14 protein-coding genes are annotated in these 19,107 nt (G+C 64.6%); 11 read left to right on the top strand and 3 right to left on the bottom strand.

The window, feature by feature from the left end:
• The first annotated feature begins 94 nt into the window (after positions 1–94).
• From DU505_RS19955 to DU505_RS19910, 10 genes are all read left to right on the top strand, one after another.
• Positions 95–1,072 carry a dipeptidase gene (locus DU505_RS19955; RefSeq protein WP_114480720.1) on the top strand — a complete coding sequence of 326 codons (978 nt, stop codon included), beginning with the start codon at positions 95–97 and terminating at the stop codon, positions 1,070–1,072.
• 198 nt (positions 1,073–1,270) lie between these two features.
• The gene (locus DU505_RS19950; protein ID WP_114480761.1) at positions 1,271–1,816 is read left to right on the top strand and encodes a DUF5943 domain-containing protein; all 546 of its coding nucleotides are present in this window, start codon (positions 1,271–1,273) and stop codon (positions 1,814–1,816) included.
• Between the two features lie 24 nt (positions 1,817–1,840).
• On the top strand, positions 1,841–3,913 hold the full coding sequence (dgcA, locus tag DU505_RS19945) for a dimethylglycine demethylation protein DgcA (protein WP_114480719.1): 2,073 nt from the start codon (positions 1,841–1,843) through the stop codon (positions 3,911–3,913).
• Between the two features lie 185 nt (positions 3,914–4,098).
• The gene (locus DU505_RS19940; protein WP_114480718.1) at positions 4,099–6,093 is read left to right on the top strand and encodes a (Fe-S)-binding protein; all 1,995 of its coding nucleotides are present in this window, start codon (positions 4,099–4,101) and stop codon (positions 6,091–6,093) included.
• Positions 6,093–7,364: an electron transfer flavoprotein subunit alpha gene (gene etfA, locus DU505_RS19935; protein ID WP_114480717.1), complete on the top strand. Its 1,272-nt coding sequence runs from the start codon at positions 6,093–6,095 to the stop codon at positions 7,362–7,364. Before DU505_RS19940 ends, etfA begins: the two co-directional genes overlap by 1 nt.
• A complete protein-coding gene (etfB, locus tag DU505_RS19930) occupies positions 7,354–8,160 on the top strand; it encodes an electron transfer flavoprotein subunit beta (protein ID WP_114480716.1) in 807 nt (268 codons plus the stop codon). Before etfA ends, etfB begins: the two co-directional genes overlap by 11 nt.
• A 148-nt stretch (positions 8,161–8,308) precedes the next feature.
• Positions 8,309–9,502 (top strand): formaldehyde dehydrogenase, glutathione-independent, encoded by a 1,194-nt coding sequence (gene fdhA / locus DU505_RS19925; protein WP_114480715.1) that lies wholly within the window; start codon positions 8,309–8,311, stop codon positions 9,500–9,502.
• A gap of 192 nt (positions 9,503–9,694) precedes the next feature.
• Positions 9,695–11,413: an NADH-ubiquinone oxidoreductase-F iron-sulfur binding region domain-containing protein gene (locus DU505_RS19920; protein ID WP_114480714.1), complete on the top strand. Its 1,719-nt coding sequence runs from the start codon at positions 9,695–9,697 to the stop codon at positions 11,411–11,413.
• Between the two features lie 4 nt (positions 11,414–11,417).
• Positions 11,418–14,258, top strand: coding sequence for a formate dehydrogenase subunit alpha (gene fdhF / locus DU505_RS19915; protein ID WP_114480713.1), 2,841 nt, complete (start codon positions 11,418–11,420; stop codon positions 14,256–14,258).
• 76 nt (positions 14,259–14,334) lie between these two features.
• The gene (locus DU505_RS19910) at positions 14,335–14,574 is read left to right on the top strand and encodes a hypothetical protein (protein WP_114480712.1); all 240 of its coding nucleotides are present in this window, start codon (positions 14,335–14,337) and stop codon (positions 14,572–14,574) included.
• A 270-nt stretch (positions 14,575–14,844) separates the two neighbouring features.
• Here the strand turns inward: DU505_RS19910 and DU505_RS19905 are convergent, their stop codons facing one another.
• Positions 14,845–16,131 (bottom strand): aromatic ring-hydroxylating oxygenase subunit alpha, encoded by a 1,287-nt coding sequence (locus DU505_RS19905; protein ID WP_114480711.1) that lies wholly within the window; start codon positions 16,129–16,131, stop codon positions 14,845–14,847.
• Between the two features lie 303 nt (positions 16,132–16,434).
• Here DU505_RS19905 and DU505_RS19900 point away from each other — a divergent pair, with 303 nt between their 5' ends.
• The gene (locus tag DU505_RS19900) at positions 16,435–17,541 is read left to right on the top strand and encodes an FAD-binding oxidoreductase (protein ID WP_114480710.1); all 1,107 of its coding nucleotides are present in this window, start codon (positions 16,435–16,437) and stop codon (positions 17,539–17,541) included.
• 130 nt (positions 17,542–17,671) lie between these two features.
• Here DU505_RS19900 and DU505_RS19895 read toward each other — a convergent pair whose 3' ends face one another.
• Positions 17,672–19,012: a BCCT family transporter gene (locus tag DU505_RS19895; RefSeq protein ID WP_281271465.1), complete on the bottom strand. Its 1,341-nt coding sequence runs from the start codon at positions 19,010–19,012 to the stop codon at positions 17,672–17,674.
• A gap of 3 nt (positions 19,013–19,015) precedes the next feature.
• Positions 19,016–19,107: integrase core domain-containing protein (locus DU505_RS23155; RefSeq protein WP_147273081.1), on the bottom strand; the 92-nt coding region annotated here is incomplete at its 5' end.

Here is a 19,107-nt window from a genome sequence, read left to right as displayed (position 1 = left end):
GCAATTGGAATCCTCCCCGTCGCTTCCAGCCTTCGTGTACAGAGCCTGCCGGCGCTATGCTGCCGGCAGGCAACGATTACACGGAGATTCGGCCATGACCCCCCGCGAGCTGCACCAAGACGCCATCGTCATTGATGGTCTGATCATCGCCAAGTGGAACCGCGAACTGTTCGAGGACATGCGACGCGGCGGCCTCACCACCGCGAATTGTACCGTTTCCGTGTGGGAGGGCTTCCAGGCTACTGTCGACAACATCGTCAAGTCGAACCAGTTGATGGCCGAGTGCAGCGATCTGGTGCGACCGGTGCGAACTACCGCCGACATTTCTCGGGCCAAGGAGGAGGGCAGGACCGGCATCATCTACGGGTTCCAGAACGCCCACGCCTTCGAGGACCAGATCGGCTACGTGGAGATCTTCAAGCAGCTTGGCGTGGGTATCGTGCAGATGTGCTACAACACCCAGAATCTGGTGGGCACCGGCTGCTACGAGCGTGATGGCGGGCTGTCCGGTTTCGGCCACGAGATCGTCGCCGAGATGAACCGCGTCGGCATCATGTGCGATCTCTCGCACGTCGGCGAGAAGACCTCCACCGAGGTGATCGAGGCCTCCACCAAGCCGGTGTGCTACTCCCACTGCCTGCCCTCCGGGCTCAAGGAGCATCCGCGCAACAAGTCCGACGCCGAGCTCAAGTTCATCGCCGACCGAGGCGGTTTCGTTGGCGTAACCATGTTCACTCCCTTCCTGCGCGCCGGCGTCGACGCCACGGTCGACGACTACGTCGAGGCCATCGAGTACGTCATGAACATCGTCGGCGAGGATGCCATCGGCATTGGCACCGACTTCACCCAGGGCCACGGCCAGGACTTCTTCGAGTGGCTGACCCATGACAAGGGCTATGCCCGTCGTCTTACCCGCTTTGGCAAGATCGTCAATCCCGAAGGCATCCGTACCATCGGCGAATTCCCCAACCTCACCGAAGCGCTGCTTCGCCGCGGGTTCAGCGAGTCGCAGACGCGCAAGATCATGGGCGAAAACTGGGTGCGTGTACTGAAGGATGTCTGGGGCGCCTGACGATAGCCCTGTAGCGAGGAGCGCCGGGGACAGGCCGAAGAGGAGGTCCGATTCCAGGGAAGGAATCGGTAGCGTACAGGGATGTATTCACAGCGCCTCCTCGCAGGGCTGTCGCCGGACCAGCTCCGGGCGCCGCCGTTCAAGCGATGATCTTGCCTGCAACGCCATAACAATCATCAAGTTTCAAGGAATATGACCGTGACCAAGATGGCCCCCGAACTGCCCATCGAAGTGGATAGCGAGACCGGCGTCTGGACCAGCGATGCCCTGCCCATGCTTTATGTGCCGCGCCACTTCTTCATCAACAACCATGTCGCCGTCGAAGAGGCCCTGGGTGCAGAGAAGTACGCCGAAATCCTCTACCACGCCGGCTACAAGAGCGCCTGGCACTGGTGCGAGAAGGAGGCCGAATGCCATGGCCTCGAGGGCGAAGCGGTCTTCGAGCACTATATGACGCGACTTTCTCAGCGCGGCTGGGGCAAGTTCAACACCGAGGCGATCGACCTCGAGGCGGGAACCTGCCGGGTACGCCTGGAGCACAGCGCCTTCGTCTACCAACTGGGCAAGGTGGGCCGCAAGGTGGAGTACATGTTCACCGGCTGGTTCGCCGGCGCCATGGACCAGATCCTGGCGGCACGCGGCAGCAGCCTGCGCACTGTCGCCGAGCAGACCCAGAGCGCCGCCGAGGAAGGCTGCGATGTGGGCTATTTCGAGACTAAACCGCTGACCGGCGCCGCCCACTAATCCTGGGGACGAGGAGAGATATCCATGGCATTCGAGGCACTCTTCGAGCCGATCCAGATCGGCAAGCTCACCATTCGTAATCGAGTGGTCAGTACCGCCCACGCCGAGGTGCACGCCACCGACGGCGGCATGACCACCGACCGCTACGTCAAGTATTACGAGGAGAAGGCCAAGGGAGGCTGTGGTCTCGCCATCTGTGGCGGCTCCTCGGTGGTCTCCATCGATAGCCCCCAGGGCTGGTGGAGCTCGGTGAATCTCTCCACCGACCGGATCATTCCACACTTCCAGAACCTTGCCGATGCAGTGCATAAGCATGGCGGCAAGATCATGATCCAGATCACCCACATGGGGCGTCGCTCGCGCTGGGACGGCTACGACTGGTCGACCCTGGTGTCGCCCTCCGGTATTCGCGAGCCGGTGCACCGCTCCACCTGCAAGACCATCGAGGAGGAGGATATCTGGCGAATCATCGGCGACTTTGCCCAGGCCGCGCGCCGGGCCAAGGAAGGGGGCCTCGACGGCGTCGAGCTCTCCGCCGTGCACCAGCACCTGATCGACCAGTTCTGGAGTCCGCGGGTCAACAAGCGCGAGGACCAGTGGGGCGGCAGCTTCGAGAACCGCATGCGCTTCGGCATGGAAGTGCTCAAGGCGGTGCGCGCCGAGGTCGGTGATGACTTCGTGGTAGGCATGCGCATCTGCGGTGACGAGTTCCACCCGGACGGCCTCTCCCATGAGGACATGAAGCAGATCGCCGCCTACTACGATGCCACTGGCCAGGTGGACTTCTTCGGCGTGATCGGCTCTGGCTGCGACACCCACAACACCCTGGCCAACGTGATTCCCAACATGTCGTATCCGCCGGAGCCCTTCCTGCACCTGGCGGCAGGCATCAAGGAAGTGGTCAGCGTTCCGGTGATCCACGCCCAGAACATCAAGGACCCCAACCAGGCACAGCGAATCCTGGAGGGCGGCTACGTGGATCTGGTGGGCATGACCCGCGCCCATATCGCCGACCCCCACCTGATCGCCAAGATCAAGATGGGGCAGATCGACCAGATCAAACAGTGCGTGGGTGCCAACTACTGCATCGACCGCCAGTATCAGGGCCTGGACGTGCTGTGCATCCAGAACGCCGCCACCTCCCGCGAGTACATGGGCCTGCCCCATATCATCGAGAAGACGGAGGGCCCCAAGCGCAAGGTGGTGGTGGTGGGCGGCGGTCCCGGCGGCATGGAGGCGGCCCGGGTCGCCGCCGAGCGCGGCCATGAAGTGACCCTGTTCGAGGCCGCCGAGGCACTCGGCGGGCAGATCACCATCGCCGCCCAGGCCCCGCAGCGCGACCAGATCGCCGGTATCACCCGCTGGTACCAGCTGGAGCTGGCGCGGCTCAAGATCGACCTGCGCCTGGGCACCCGCGCTGATGAGGCGACGCTGCTCGACCTGCGTCCGGATATCGTGGTGCTGGCCACCGGCGGCCATCCCTTCCTGGAGCAGGATCCGCAGTGGGGCTATTCGGAGAATCCCGAGGAGAGCCTGGTGGTGAGTAGCTGGGACATCCTTTCGGGCAAGGTGGCCCCGGGCAAGAACGTGCTGATCTACGACACCATCTGCGAGTTCTCCGGGCTCTCGGCGGCGGACTACCTGGCCGACAAGGGTGCCAAGGTCGAGATCGTCACCGACGACATCAAGCCGGGCGCGGCAGTGGGCGGCACCACCTTCCCGACTTACTACCGCAGCCTCTACGAGAAGGAGGTGATCATGACCTCCGACCTGTTGCTGCACAAGGTCTACCGTGAGGGTGATGGTCTGGTGGCGGTGCTCGAGAACGAGTACACCGGCTCCCTGGAGGAGCGCGTGGTCGACCAGGTGGTGGTGGAGAACGGCGTGCGTCCCGACGAGGCCCTCTACTACGCCCTCAAGGAGCAGTCCCGCAATAAGGGGCAGGTGGACCTGGAGGCGCTCTACGCCATTCAGCCCCAGCCCTGTCTGAGCGAGGCGGGGGACGGTTTCCTGCTGTTCCGCCTGGGCGACTGCACGGCGCCGCGTAACACTCATGCGGCCATCTACGACGCCCTGCGGATCTGCAAGGACTTTTAACTCGAGCGCGAAGCGGGAGATGCGGGCGCCGTGGGCAGGCCGTTGCGAGGGTCATTTGCCATGGATGGCAAATGTAGCGCCCAGGGATGGGTCACAGCGCCCTCGCTGTGGTCCGGCACCCCGGGGTCTGTCGCCGGAGTAGCTCCGTCGCTCAAGCTAGTTGTTCCAGACATGAGGTGAGTACCATGCTCGAGACGCTCTTGCCGATCCTGATCTTCGCCGCCCTGGGCCTGGCGGTGATCGGTGCCTGGCGGCGTATCCGCCTGTGGCGTCAGGGGCGACCCGCTGAGGTCGACCTGCTCCGCGGGCTTGTTGCCATGCCGCGCCGCTACCTGGTGGATCTGCACCATGTGGTGGGGCGCGATAAAGTGATGTCCAATACCCACGTGGCCACCGCCGGTGGCTTCGTGGCCGCCGCCGTACTGATGATTCTGGTGCATGGCCTGGGGCTGGGCTCTCCAGAAGTCCTGGGGGGCCTCCTTGGCTGGCTGCTGCTTGCGGCCAGTGCGGTGATGTTCGTGGGCAGCCTGTTGGTAGCCAAGCGGCGCCTCAATCCACCGGCGCGCCTGTCCAGGGGCCCCTGGATGCGCCTGCCCAAGAGCCTGATGGCTTTCTCGTTGAGCGTGTTCCTGATCACCCTGACGACGGTCGGCGTGCTTCCGCAAGACGCTGGCAGCTGGGTGCTGGCCCTGATCCTGGCCGCGGTGTTGGTCTGGGGGCTGGGCGAGATGGTCTTCGGCATGACCTGGGGCGGGCCCATGAAGCACGCCTTCGCCGGCGCCCTGCACCTGGCCTTCCATCGCCGGGCCGAGCGCTTCGGCGGCGGCCGTTCCACCGGCCTCAAGGCGCTGGACCTGGACGATCCCGACGCCAAGCTGGGGGTCGAGACGCCCAGCGACTTCACCTGGAACCAGTTGCTGGGCTTCGATGCCTGCGTGCAGTGCGGGCGTTGCGAGGCGGTCTGCCCGGCCTTCGCCGCCGGTCAGCCGCTCAATCCCAAGAAGCTGATCCAGGACATGGTGGTGGGCCTGGCAGGCGGCAGCGATGCGGGCTATGCCGGCTCTCCCTACCCCGGTAAGCCAGTGGGCGAGCATTTTGGTTCTCCCCATGGGCCGATCGTGGCGCGTGAGGGTAAGGCGCTGGTCGATGACGAGACCCTGTGGTCCTGCACCACCTGCCGCGCCTGCGTGGAGGAGTGCCCGATGATGATCGAGCACGTTGATGCCATCGTCGATATGCGTCGCTTCCTGACCCTGGAGCACGGCAATACGCCCAACAAGGGCGCCGAGGTGCTCGACAACCTGATCGCCACCGACAACCCCGGCGGGTTCGATCCCGGCTCGCGGCTGCACTGGGCGGCGGACCTCAACTTGCCGCTGATGGCAGACGTCAAGCAGGCCGACGTGCTGCTGTGGCTGGGCGACGGCGCTTTCGATATGCGTAATCAACGGACGCTCAGGTCCTTGGTGAAGATACTGCGAGCCGCCGAGGTGGATTTCGCCGTGCTCGGCGTTGAGGAGCGCGACAGCGGCGATGTGGCACGTCGCCTGGGCGACGAGGCGACCTTCCAGTCCCTGGCCAGGCGCAATATCGCTACCCTGGCGAAATACCGCTTCCAGCGCATCGTCACCTGCGACCCGCACAGCTTCCATGTGCTGGGCAACGAGTACGGCGAGCTGGGCGGCCAGTACGAGGTGCTTCACCACAGCACCTTTATCGCCGAGCTGTACGACGCCGGCCGGCTGGCCTTCGCGCCCTGGAAGGGCGGCAGCGTCACCTATCACGACCCCTGCTACCTGGGCCGCTACAACGGCGAATACGAGGCGCCGCGCAACGTGCTCAAGGCGCTGGGCATCGAGGTCAAGGAGATGGAACGCTCCGGCTTCCGCTCGCGTTGCTGCGGCGGCGGTGGCGGGGCGCCGATCACCGATATTCCCGGCGAGCGGCGGATTCCCGATATGCGCATGAACGATGTGCGCGAGACCGGGGCCGAGCTGGTGGCGGTGGGTTGCCCCCAGTGCACCGCCATGCTCGAGGGCGTGGTGGATGCCAGCGCCGAGGTGCGTGATATCGCCGAGCTGGTGGCCGACGCCCTGGTGGCGAATACTCAGATGGAAAAACCGGCCGCCGGTGCGCCCCCCCGGTCTGCTGACAAGACGACCGCCGAGGAGGTGAGCTGATGAGCGAGATTCGTCGCCGCGATCCACGTCGCGAGTGGATCGCCCGTAACCGCCTGCATCCCGAGCACCTCAGCGTGCTCGCCGAGCAGGGTGTCGGGGCCGCCAGCGAGTGGCTGGGGCCCAACGGGGTGGTTCGCAAGAATCCTCATGCCATCGGCTTTATCGGCCCCAATGGCGTCAAGCGTATCGACCGCAGCGGTGCCCAGCAGGGCGGTCAGGCCGCGGCCGAAGGCACCCGTGCCGCCCAGGATAGCCGTCGCAACGTCATCATCGAGGCCCCGGCCTTCCTGGTGGCGGTGGTGCCGGAACTCTCCGGCGGGCGCCTTTCCGGCCATGACAAGGACCTGCTGGGCCTGGCTCGGCACCTGGCCGATGCCGATCCGGAGCACCCCGGTGCCGTGCTGGCGGTGGTGTTCGGCGAGCACAAGGAGGACGCCTTCGGTGAGGCGGGCATCGACCGGCTGCTGCACCTCGACGACGACGCCTACGTCGGCTTCGCCCCCGAGGCGCGCCTGGCGGCGCTTTCCGCCGTGGAGCGGGAGCTGGCACCGCGTCACTGGCTGTTGCCCGACTCGCCCCTGGGTGGGGCCGACCTGGGGCGGCGCCTGGCGCTGCGTCTGGGTGAGCGGCCCGCCACCGGCGTCTGGCAGATCGAGGCCGATGGCGAGGCGCCGCTGGGCTGGCGCTGTACCGCCCGCGGCGCGGCGGAGAGCCTGGATATCCAGCGGCCCCTGCCGCGGGTCGCCCTGGCCTTGGCCGAATGCGCCGAGCCGGTGGACGAGACCCGTCACGCCGCCGAGCCCCTGAGCCTGGCGGAGGCGATTCCCAGCGCCCTGTCGCGGATCGAGGACCTGGGCCAGGTGGCGGTGGATCCCGCCGGGGTGGCCCTGGCCGAGGCGGAGTTCATCGTCTCCGGCGGCAACGGCGTCAAGGATTGGGACGGCTTCCACCACGCCGCCAAGGTGCTGGGGGCCACCGAAGGGGCCTCCCGGGTCGCCGTGGACGACGGTTTCATGGCACGGGACCGTCAGGTGGGGGCCACCGGTACCTGGGTCACCGCCCGGGTCTATCTGGCGGTGGGCATTTCGGGGGCCATCCAGCACCTGCAGGGCATTCAGAGCTGCGACAAGGTGGTGACCATCAACCTCGATCCCGGATGCGACATGATCAAGCGCGCCGACCTGGCGGTGATCGGCGATAGCGCCGAGATCCTCGCCGCCCTGGTGGCCAAGGTGGAACAGCAGCGAGGAGGGCAGCGCGATGCGGCCTGAGCAGCAGGGAGTCGAGGTGGCGGTACTGGTCTCGGTGGGCCGCCACCCCATCACTGGGCGTGCCCGTCGCGCCGATCAGGATGCCCGGGGGCTGGAGTTGGCCCTGGGCCTGGAGCGTCAGCTGCCCGGGAGCCGGGTGAGACTGCTGCATGCCGGCCCGCGCGGCGAGGAGAGTGAAGCGGCGCTGCGCGGCTACCTGGGCATGGGGCTGGACACCCTGACCCTGCTGGAGCAGGCCGAGGGCAGCGATGCCATCCCTGCCCTGGCCGAGCACCTGGCCGCGGCACCACCGCAGCTGGTGATCACCGGCGCCCGGGCGGAGCGCGGCGAAGGCTCGGGACTGTTGCCCTATGCCCTGGCCGAGCGCCTGGGCTGGCCCCTGGTCAACGGACTGGCCGCGGTGGAGAAGGTGGAGAACGGCGTGGCGACGGTGCTGCAGGCTCTGCCGCGGGGCCAGCGGCGGCGCCTCGAGGTGCGCCTGCCGGCCATCGTCAGCGTGGATGGGGCGGCGCCAGAGGCGCGCCAGAGCGCCTTCGGCCCGGCTCGTCGGGCCGAGCTCGAGGCGACCCCTGTGGTCGCTGAGCCCGATCAGGAACTGGCCCAGTGGCAGCTGTCTCCGGCCCGCAAACGACCCAAGCGCCTGAAGATCGTCAAGGCCGCTTCGGCCCGAGATCGTTTCAAGGCCGCCGCCGCCAAGGCGGAGGGCGGCAGTGGTCAGGTGCTGGAGGGCGTCTCGGCGGAGCAGGGCGCCGAGGCGATCCTGAAGCTGATCGAGGCAGAAGGCGTGCTGCGATAGACCGCGTCGCCTTTTGTCTTGCACAGGCATGTCGATGCCTCTTTTAGGCAAGTGGCGAACCCGGGAAGGCATAGGCTGGAGCAGCACGATCGGAAAGGTCGTCTTTCACCCCTCAGTCATACCCTGACAACAAGTACAGGAGTCAGCCATGAGTCAAGCCAACCGCGGCGTCGTCTATAAGGGCCCGGGTAAGGTCGACGTCGAGTCCATTCCTTATCCTGAACTCGCTCTCGGTAATCGCAAATGCGACCACGGCGTGATCCTCAAGGTCGTTACCACCAACATCTGCGGCAGCGACCAGCATATGGTGCGTGGACGCACCACCGCGCCCTCCGGCCTGGTGCTGGGCCACGAGATCACCGGCCTGGTGGTCGAGTGCGGACGCGACGTCGAATTCATCCAGCCAGGTGACCTGGTCTCGGTGCCTTTCAACATTGCCTGCGGCCGCTGCCGTAACTGCAAGGAAGGGCGGACGGGCATCTGCCTCAACGTCAACCCGGCGCGCCCGGGCGCGGCTTACGGCTACGTGGACATGGGCGGCTGGGTCGGTGGCCAGACCGAGTACGTCATGGTGCCCTACGCCGACTTCAACCTGCTGAAGTTCCCGGACACCGACCAGGCCATGGAGAAGATCCGCGACCTGACCCTGCTCTCGGACATCTTCCCCACCGGTTTCCACGGCTGTGTTACCGCCGGAGTCGGCCCCGGTAGCACCGTCTATATCGCTGGAGCCGGCCCCGTGGGCCTGGCGGCGGCGGTTTCCGCCCAGTTGCTCGGCGCTGCCTGCGTGATCGTCGGCGACATGATCGAGGAGCGCCTGGCCCAGGCGAGGAGCTTCGGTTGCGAAACCATCGACCTGACCCAGGACGGCGACATGGCCGACAAGATCGAGGTGATTCTTGGCGAGCGAGAGGTCGATGCCTTTGTCGACTGCGTTGGCTTCGAGGCTCACGCCTGTGGTTGCAACCACGGCAAGGAAGCTCCGGCCACCGTACTGAACTCGGCAATGTCACTGACCCGCGCTGGCGGCCAGATCGGTATTCCGGGCCTGTATGTGACCGAAGATCCGGGTGCGGCTGATGATGCCGCCAAGCAGGGAGCCTTGAGCATGCGCTTCGGCCTCGGCTGGGCCAAGTCTCACAGCTTCCACACGGGCCAGTGCCCCGTGATGAAGTATCACCGCCCGCTGATGCAGGCGATCCTGTTCGGCAAGGTCAAGATCGCCGATGCGGTCAATGTCCAGATGATCACCCTGGACGAAGCCCCGCAGGGCTACGCCGACTTCGATGGCGGTGCCGCCAAGAAATTCGTCATCGACCCCCACGGCAGCGTGGCCGCCTGAGGCGTGCCTGATACTGGCGACAACGCCAGGTATGTCGTAGCGATACGCGATGAGCCTCGGTTCACATCGAGGTTCATCCCGTCATGCCCCATCGGGGACAGTGTATTGTCTGGCGCGCCGGACATTGTCCTAGTATAGGGGGAGTGACACCATGATTCCGCCAATACCAACAAGACCGAATATCGAGCCCCCATGACCGTCCAGACCGTGAATCCCAAGCGCCGTTTTCGTGGAAAGCCCCGCGGCCGCGAACTCGACATCGATGAGCTTGCGGCACTGCGCCAGCTGATTGGCGATGAGCGTGAGCAACCTGAGATGCGCCGTCGCGACCTGTTGATCGAGCACCTGCATGCGATTCAGGATAGTCGCGGGCATCTGCCCCTGGCGGCGCTTCGTGCCCTGTCCAGCTACATGAATCTTCCCATGGCCGCGGTCTACGAGACGGCGACCTTTTATGCCCATTTCGACGTTATCCACGACGATCAACAGGCGCCGCCCGCGATCACGCTGCGGGTCTGTGATTCGCTCTCCTGCCAGTTGGCCGGTGCCGAGGCACTTCGTGCCCGGCTGGAGGAGGGTGCCGACCCTGCCGAGGTGCGCGTGCTGCGGGCGCCATGCATGGGACGCTGCGAGACCGCGCCGGTGGTGGAGGCGGGTCATCGCCACCTGGGGCATGCCACCCCCGAGAGCGTGACGGCGGCCCTGGAGGCGGGGGAGCTGCATCCCGATCCCATCGACTGGCCCAGCCTGGCCGACTATCAGGCCGTTGGCGGCTACACGCTTCTGGCAGACTGCCGTGAGGGACGCGTGTCGGTCGAAACCTTGATGAAGGAGATGGAAGAGGCGGGCCTGCGCGGCCTGGGCGGTGCCGGCTTCCCCACCTTCCGCAAATGGCATTTTGTGCGGGCCGAGCCCGGGCCGCGCTACTGCGTCATCAACGCCGACGAGGGCGAACCCGGCACCTTCAAGGATCGCTACTACCTGGAGCGTGAACCGCATCGCTTCCTGGAAGGCGCCCTGGTAAGCGCTTGGGCCGTGGAGGCCGAGGCGCTCTATATCTACCTGCGCGATGAGTACCCGGGCCTTCATCGGGTACTGCGGGAGGCGACCGAAGAGCTGGAGCAGGCCGGTCTGGTCGACCCCGGCTACGTGGTCCTGCGTCGCGGTGCCGGGGCCTACATCTGCGGCGAGGAGTCGGCGTTGATCGAGTCGCTGGAGGGTAAGCCGGGCAAGCCGCGCCATCGTCCTCCCTTCGTGGCCCAGAAGGGGCTCTTCGACCGGCCGACCCTGGTCAACAACGTGGAAACGGTCTACTGGATCCCGGTCATTCACAAGCGTGGCGCCGAGTGGTTCGCCAGCCAGGGGCGGCATGACCGCAAGGGGCTGCGCAGCTTCTCGGTCTCCGGCCGGGTTCGTTATCCCGGCGTGCATCTGGCGCCGGCCGGCATCACCTTGCGCGAACTGGTCGATGAGTACTGCGGTGGCATGGCAGACGGGCACCGCCTGCTGGGGTATCTCCCGGGCGGTGCCTCCGGCGGTATCCTGCCGGCGAGCAAGGCTGACGTCCCCCTGGACTTCGACACCCTTCAGGAGCACGGCTGCTTCATCGGTTCCGCCGCTATCATCGTACTCTCCGACCAGGATGACCTGCGCGGGGTGGCCACCAACCTGCTGGCCTTCTTCGCCGACGAATCCTGCGGCCAGTGCACCCCGTGCCGGGTCGGCAGTGAGAAGATGCTGACCCTGCTGGAGCGCCCGGAGTGGGATGCAGCGGCGCTGGATCGCCTGTCGCAGGTGATGATGGACGCCTCGATCTGCGGGCTGGGCCAGGCGGCGCCGAATCCGGTGCTCGGTCTGCTCAAGGATTTTCGTACCGAATTGGCCGATCAGAACGTGATTGTCAGGGGATGAAACCATGAATCAGGAAACCTTTACCCTGACCCTGGATGGGCATGAAGTCAGCGCCACGCCGGGGGAAACCCTGTGGCAGGTCGCCAAGCGCGTCGGCGAGACCATTCCCCATCTCTGCTTCAAGGATGCGCCGGGCTATCGGAGTGACGGCAACTGCCGTGCCTGCATGGTCGAGATCGAAGGCGAGCGCATTCTGGCGGCGAGCTGCCTGCGCCAGGCCGCTCCCGGCATGGTGGTCAGGAGTGCTACCTCCGATCGTGCCCGGGTGGCGCGTGAGGGCGTCATGGAGCTGCTTGCCGTCGACCAGCCCGCTCGCCATGCGAGCCCTGACCGCTCCAGCCATTTCTGGGCCATGGCCGACCAGCTTGCCGTCGATGCCGATGCGGTGCGCCAGTGGCTGCCTGAGCAGGGCGAGCGTAGCCAGCCGACGGTGCATCATGTGGCCGATCGCGAGTCCTCGCTGACCCAGGACCGCTCCCACTCGGCGATGGCCGTCGACCTCGATGCCTGTATCGAGTGCAATCTCTGCGTACGAGCCTGCCGTGAAGTCCAGGTCAATGACGTCATCGGCATGGCTCATCGGGGCGCGGCGTCGAAGATCGTCTTCGACTTCGACGACCCCATGGGGGATAGCACCTGTGTGGCCTGCGGCGAGTGCGTTCAGGCTTGTCCTACCGGCGCGTTGATGCCGGCCACCCTGGTCGATCCGGCCGGCCATGGCGACTCCCGTGCGGCCGATCGCAAGGTCGATTCGGTCTGCCCCTATTGCGGCGTAGGCTGCCAGCTGACCTATCACGTCAAGGATGACCGGATCCTGTTCGTGGAAGGACGCGACGGCCCGTCGAACCAGAATCGTCTCTGCGTGAAGGGCCGCTTCGGTTTCGATTACCCCAATCATCCCGCACGAATCACCCGGCCCTTGATCCGCAAGGCCGGGGTGCCCAAGGGGCTCGACCCTGCCTTTGACCCTGCCGCGCCGCTGACTCATTTTCGTGAGGCGAGCTGGGACGAGGCGCTGGATATGGCCGCCGATGGCCTGAAGCGGCTCAAGGTCGAACATGGCCCCGCTGCGCTGGCCGGCTTCGGTAGCGCCAAGTGCACCAACGAGGAAGCGTGGCTGTTCCAGAAGCTGGTACGTACCGGTTTCGGCACCAACAACGTCGATCACTGTACTCGGCTGTGCCATGCCAGTTCGGTGGCGGCGCTGATGGAGTGCATCGGCTCGGGGGCGGTCACGGCCTCGTTCATGCAGGCGGAAAAGGCCGACGTGGTCATCCTCACCGGCTGCAATCCGGCCATCAACCACCCGGTGGCAGCGACCTTCTTCAAGCAGGCGGCCAAGCGCGGCACCAAGTTCATCATCATTGATCCCCGTGGCCAGATGCTGGATGCCTATGCCCACCTCAGCGTGCGGTTCAAGCCAGGGTCCGACGTATCGTTGTTCAATGCCCTGCTCAATGTCATCGTCACCGAGGGCCTCTACGACGAGGCGTATGTCGCCCAACACACCGAGGGGTTCGAAGCGCTCAAGGACCATGTGGCGCCCATGACCCCCGAAGCGATGTCCGGGGCTTGCGGTGTGGATCCGGCAACCATCCGTGAAGTGGCGCGTGTCTATGCCACCGCGGAGAGAGCAATGATCTTCTGGGGTATGGGTATTTCCCAGCATACCCACGGCACGGACAACGCTCGTTGCCTCATCTCGCTGGCGCTGGCCTGCGGCCAGATCGGGCGTCCGGGCACAGGCCTGCATCCGCTGCGTGGGCAGAACAACGTCCAGGGGGCCTCCGATGCGGGCCTGATTCCCATGGTGCTACCCGACTATCAGCCCGTGGCGGATGCCCAGGTTCGTGCCGCTTTCGAAGAGCTTTGGAATACGCCGCTGGACGAGCAACCGGGGCTGACCGTGGTGGAGATCATGCACGCCATTCATGACGGCACGATCAAGGGCATGTATATCCAGGGCGAGAATCCTGCCATGTCCGATCCGGACCTGGCGCATGCCCGCAGTGCCCTGGCACAACTGGAACACCTGGTGGTGCAGGATCTGTTCGTGACCGAGACCGCGCAGTTCGCCGATGTGATACTGCCGGCTTCCGCCTGGCCGGAGAAGGATGGCACCGTTACCAATACCAACCGACAGGTACAGCTTGGCCGCGCCGCCGTGCCCATGCCCGGGGAAGCCCGGACGGACTGGTGGATCATCCAGGAGATCGCCCGGCGCTTCGACCTCGACTGGCACTACGATCACCCCCGCGACGTCTTCGCGGAAATGAAGCAGGGCATGCCTTCGCTGGATCACATCAGCTGGGAGCGCCTGGAGCGGGAGGCGTCGGTGACCTATCCCTGCCCGGCAGACGACGAGCCGGGGGCCGATGTGGTATTCAGCGATGCCTTCCACACCGAGAGCGGCCGCGGATCCTTCTCGCCGACACTGCCGCTGCCACCGGACGAGCCGATCGATGCCGAGTACCCGGTCGTGCTCACGACCGGGCGCCAGTTGGAGCACTGGCATACCGGCTCCATGACCCGGCGAGCCCAGGTGCTCGACGACCTGGAGCCGGAAGCGGTGGCGACCCTGGCACCGGCTGAAATGCGTCGGCTGGGGGTGGAGCCCGGCTCCGGCATTACCATCACCACGCGCAGGGGGAGCATCACCCTGTCGGTACGTACCGACCCGGCCATGCCCGAGGGCATGGTGTTCGTGCCGTTCTGCTACGCCGAGGCTGCTGCCAATATCCTGACCAACCCGGCGCTGGATCCCTTCGGCAAGATCCCGGAGTTCAAGTATGCTGCCTGTCGCTTGAGCCGCGCGAATGCGTCGGCGCCGGTGGAGAGCGTATAGACCAGGTCGCGCCATGTGATGTGGAACGGTCAGTCATGCAAACAGCCATGGTAGAGCAGGAGAGGAGAGCACACCGATGATGATCGTCGACTTGATCGATGACGATGATTTCCGTGATCGCCTGGTGGCGCTCGGTATTCGTATTCCCGAGGGAGCCAGCCCGGAAACCAGCGCCCGCCTGGCACTGCTGCAGCATGACGAGACGGGCGTGGCCGGTCTTCAGGAGCTGGTGCAGGCACTCGGCGAGCGGACCGACATCATGCTGCCTTCGGTGAGGGCAGCACTGGATGAGGTCCTGTTGCCTGCCCTTGAATAGCAGGGTTTAATCAACGTAGCGTACTGGGACAACGCCCCCGACTCGAGAGAGTTGGGGGCGTTGTTCCATGCGCCAAGCCATGTCAGGATCCGTGGCCATCGGCCTGACCGCTGTTGGCTTTGTCATCGCTGTTGACCTTGTCATGTCGCGTGTCGAAACAATGCGAGCCGAAACGACGGGACCCGCGCAGAGGCGGGTCCCGTCAGGTATGGCGTGCAGATCAACTGAGGACTTGCTTGAGCAGAGTGCGGGCTTCAGCAGGTGCGCTCTTCAGCTGCGTACTATCTGAAGGCTCGGTGTGACCTGCCCGATATTTTCCTGCAGTCGCTCGCAGTACCAATCGATGAAGTCGATGACGCCGAACTCATAAGTGGGTGAGTAGGGTCCCGGTGAGTAGGCCTTCGAATTGATGCCGCGCTGGTTCTCTTCGGCCAGCCGACGGTCCTGCTCGTTGGTGGCATCCCAAACGCGCCGCAGGCTCGTCGGGTCGTAGTCGACGCCCTCAACCGCGTCCTTGTGTACCAGCCATTTGGTCGTCACGACGGTTTGCTGCGGCCCCAGTGGCATGACGCGGAAGACCACCGCGTGATCGCCCATGACGTGGTTCCAGGAGTTGGGCAGGTGCAGGATGCGCAGCGAACCCATGTCGGGGTCGGTCAGTTCGCCAAGCAGCCGCTTGCAGCCCTGCTGGCCGTCCATGGTCATGGAAACGCGTCCTTCGAGCAGTGGAGTGCGGGTCAGGCGATTCCGGCGGCCGTGGCGCTGCAGTTCCCAGGGTATATCCAGCGCATCCCAATCGTTCTGCTTTCTTGCGACCAGGGCTTTGTAAGCGTCGGTGGCGCGGGGGTCGTCGGTATCGTCGAATTCCTGCAGCGAGTTGAGCAGTTCCGGGTGGGCGCCGTTACAGTGATAGCACTCGCGATTGTTCTCGATCACGAGCTTCCAGTTGGCCTGCTCGACGATGGTGGACTCCACTGCGACCTTGGCATTCTCCAGGTCATGGGGTGCCACATAGCGCGACACGTTCGCCAGGAACTCGTCGATGGAGGGGGGCGTGTCGGACAGGCAGATGAAGATGAAGCCGCCTGCGCTCTCTACGGCAATGGGGCGCAACCCATACTCGGCGAGATCGAAGTTGCCGCCCATATCGCTGCCGGCAAACAGGAGTCGGCCGTCGAGCTCATAGGTCCACTGATGATAGGGGCAGACCAGTTTAGCCACCTTGCCGCGTGACTGGGTGCAGAGCCTCGAGCCGCGATGGCGGCAGACATTGTGAAAGGCGTGAATGTTACCTTCGGCACCGCGGACGATGATGATGGGGTTGTCGCCCACGTCCAGGGTAAGATAGTTCCCCTTGGCCGGTATCTCGCAGCTCATGCCGGCAAACAGCCACTCCTTCTCGAAGATCGCCTCCATGTCGAGGGCGAAGAGCTGACCATCGTTGTAGAACGGCTGTGCCAGTGAGAACCCAGGCTGGCGGTTGTCGAGACGGCAGGCCACATCATGACGAATGGCAGAGAGCGGGTCGTCGAGCGGTGAGGGTGTGGCAGTGGACATCAAGGGCATCCTTTGTGACGGGCTGGAACGGGGTTTCGCGTCATCCGTGACCTTGCGGGAGCATCGGAGGCAAGCAGAGTGTGGTCCAGCGTCGAGATGGGTCCATGCCTTGCAGCGACGCTCACAGGCGTGGTTACGACCTGGGTCTGGTCGATGGCTTGACCGTCTGACCCCTTCAGGCAAGTCGATGTCGCTGGCAGAACAATGGGGGGCGTCACCCACCCCTCAAAATGCCCTCAAACAACGCTCTAGCCACTGAACGGCTGGCCCCAACCTCCTTGCTTACCCTTGGCGACACGAGATATGACAATGAACTTCCTCAATCCTGTCACTACCCAGACATGGGCCAACGGCCGCCACATGGTGCGCTGCGTCAAGGTGATTCAGGAGACCTGGGATGTGCGTACCTTCTGCTTCATGGCAGAGCAGCCGGTGCTGTTCTTCTTCAAGCCGGGGCAGTTCGTGACACTGGAGCTGGAGATCGATGGTGAATCGATCATGCGCTCCTACACCATCTCCAGTTCGCCATCGGTCCCCTACAGCTTCTCGATCACAGTGAAGCGAGTGCCTGGCGGTAAGGTCTCCAACTGGTTGCATGACAACCTTGCGGTCAACGATGAACTTGCCGTACACGGTCCGGTGGGCAACTTCAACTCGATCGACTTTCCCGCCGACAAGGTGCTGTTCCTCTCCGGTGGCGTGGGCATTACGCCGCTGATGTCGATGACCCGCTGGTTCTTCGACACCAACGCCAGCGTCGACGTCGAATTCATCCACAGTGCGCGTGCCCCGCGCGACGTCATCTACCATCGCGAACTGGTGCACATGTTCTCGCGAATCCCCGAGTTCAAGCTGCATATCGTTTGCGAGAAAAAGGATGACGTCGGCGAGGCCTGGGCCGGCTATCGCGGGTATCTGACCCAGCCGATGCTGGAGCTGATGGCACCCGACTTTTTGGAGCGGGAGATCTTCTGCTGCGGCCCCACGCCCTACATGAATGCGATCAAGCACATCCTGCGCGATAACAACTTCGACATGAGCCACTATCATGAGGAGTCCTTCGGCGCCACACCGCTGGATGTGCGTGAGGACGTGTTGGAACTGGCTGAACAGGCCGAGGCCGAGGCAGAGGAGGTCGATGTCGCCGACATGCTCAGTGTGGAGTTCAGCACCTCCGGCAAGAGCGTGCGCATTCAGCCGGGCGAGACGGTGCATTCCGCTGCCGCCAAGCTCGGGCTGCACATCCCCAAGGCCTGCGGCATGGGCATCTGTGGCACCTGTCGGGTGCCGCTGGCTTCCGGCGAGGTGGTAATGGAGCACAACGGTGGCATCACCGATGAGGATGTTGCGGAAGGCTATATTCTTTCATGCTGCAGTACGCCCAAGGGCAACGTGGTGGTCGATTTCTAGCCCGCCTCAAGACACTCCTGGGTCAGTCACCGCCCTGGCCGACAACGAGAAGAGCCCCGCATGTGCGGGGCTCTTTTCGTTGTCGCCATCTGTGTCAGGGAGGCCCGTAGGCCCCCCTGTGTCGACAGGTTCAGCCGACGGATGGCTTGAGAGCTGACCTGCTACGGGGCTCGCTCATCAGCCCCTTGACGATAGAGTAGCAGCCCACCAGCAGCACTAGGGTGAAGGGCAGACCGGTGGAGACCGCCATGGCCTGCAGTGCCGCGAGCCCACCGCCTAGCAGCAGGGCGATGGCAATCAAACCCTCGACAGTTGCCCAGAAGACACGCTGGGGCTTGGGTGCGTTGACCTTGCCGCCGGCAGTGATGGTATCGATGACCAGTGAGCCGGAGTCCGACGAGGTGATGAAGAAGACCACGACCAGCACGATGCCGATGAAGGAAGTGATGGCTGCCAGCGGCAGCTCGGCCAGCATGACGAACAGCTGCAGTTCGAGTGCGGCGTTCTGGACGCCTTCGAATCCTGCCGAGACCAACTGGTGGATACCGGTACCACCGAAGGCGGACATCCACAGCACAGAGACCAGTGACGGCACCAGCAGCACGGCGATGAGGAACTCGCGTACGGTGCGGCCACGGCTTATGCGTGCGATGAACATGCCGACGAACGGTGACCAGGAGATCCACCAGGCCCAGTAGAAGGCGGTCCAGCCCTGGCTGAAGTTGGCGTCCTCGCGGCCGAACGGATTGGAGAGCGCCGGCAGGTAGGTGACATAGGCCAGCAGGCTGTCGAAGAATCCGGTCATGATGACCAGCGTGGGCCCGACCACGATGACGAAGGCGAGCAACAGGAAGGCCAGCACCATGTTGAGCTGGGAAAGCCGTTTCACGCCCTTGTCCACGCCGGCAACGATGGAGAGGATGGCGATCAGCGTGATGCCGACGATCAGCAGCATCATGGTCAAGTTACCGTCCGGGATGCCGAACAGGTAACCGAGTCCGGCGGCGGCCTGCGACGCACCGAGGCCCAGTGAGGTTGCCAGGCCGAAAAGGGTGGCAAATACCGCCAGGATATCGATGATATGGCCCGGCCAGCCCCAGATGCGCTCACCCAGTATCGGGTAGAAGATCGAGCGCATGGTCAACGGCAACCCCTTGTTGAAGGCGAAGATGGCCAGAGCCAGCGCCACGATGGCGTAGATCGCCCAGGGATGAAGGCCCCAGTGGAAGATGGTGGCCGCCATGCTCAGGCGAGCCGACTCCTGTGCGTTGCCGGCAGCCGCTCCTAGCGGTGCCCAGTCGGTGCGAACGCCATTCTCCATGGCGGTACCACCCATGGCGCTGGAAAAGTGCGACATGGGTTCCGAGACACCATAGAACATCAGGCCAATGCCCATGCCCGCAGCGAACAGCATGGAGAACCAGGAGAGGTAGGAAAAGTCGGGCCTGTAATGACCCCCTGGTTTCTGCACACCCTACGCCACTAATGCGGGGTGTGCTCGGGGTGCCACATAGCCCAAAGACTGATGCGGCCGTTCTTCGTTGTAGTACCGGATCCAGTGGTTGA

Origin of the sequence: Billgrantia montanilacus (assembly GCF_003336675.1) — a bacterium.
GTDB lineage: Bacteria > Pseudomonadota > Gammaproteobacteria > Pseudomonadales > Halomonadaceae > Halomonas > Halomonas montanilacus.
The sequence above is the reverse complement of the archived record's forward strand: the minus strand, read 5'-3'. Positions and strand labels throughout refer to the sequence as shown.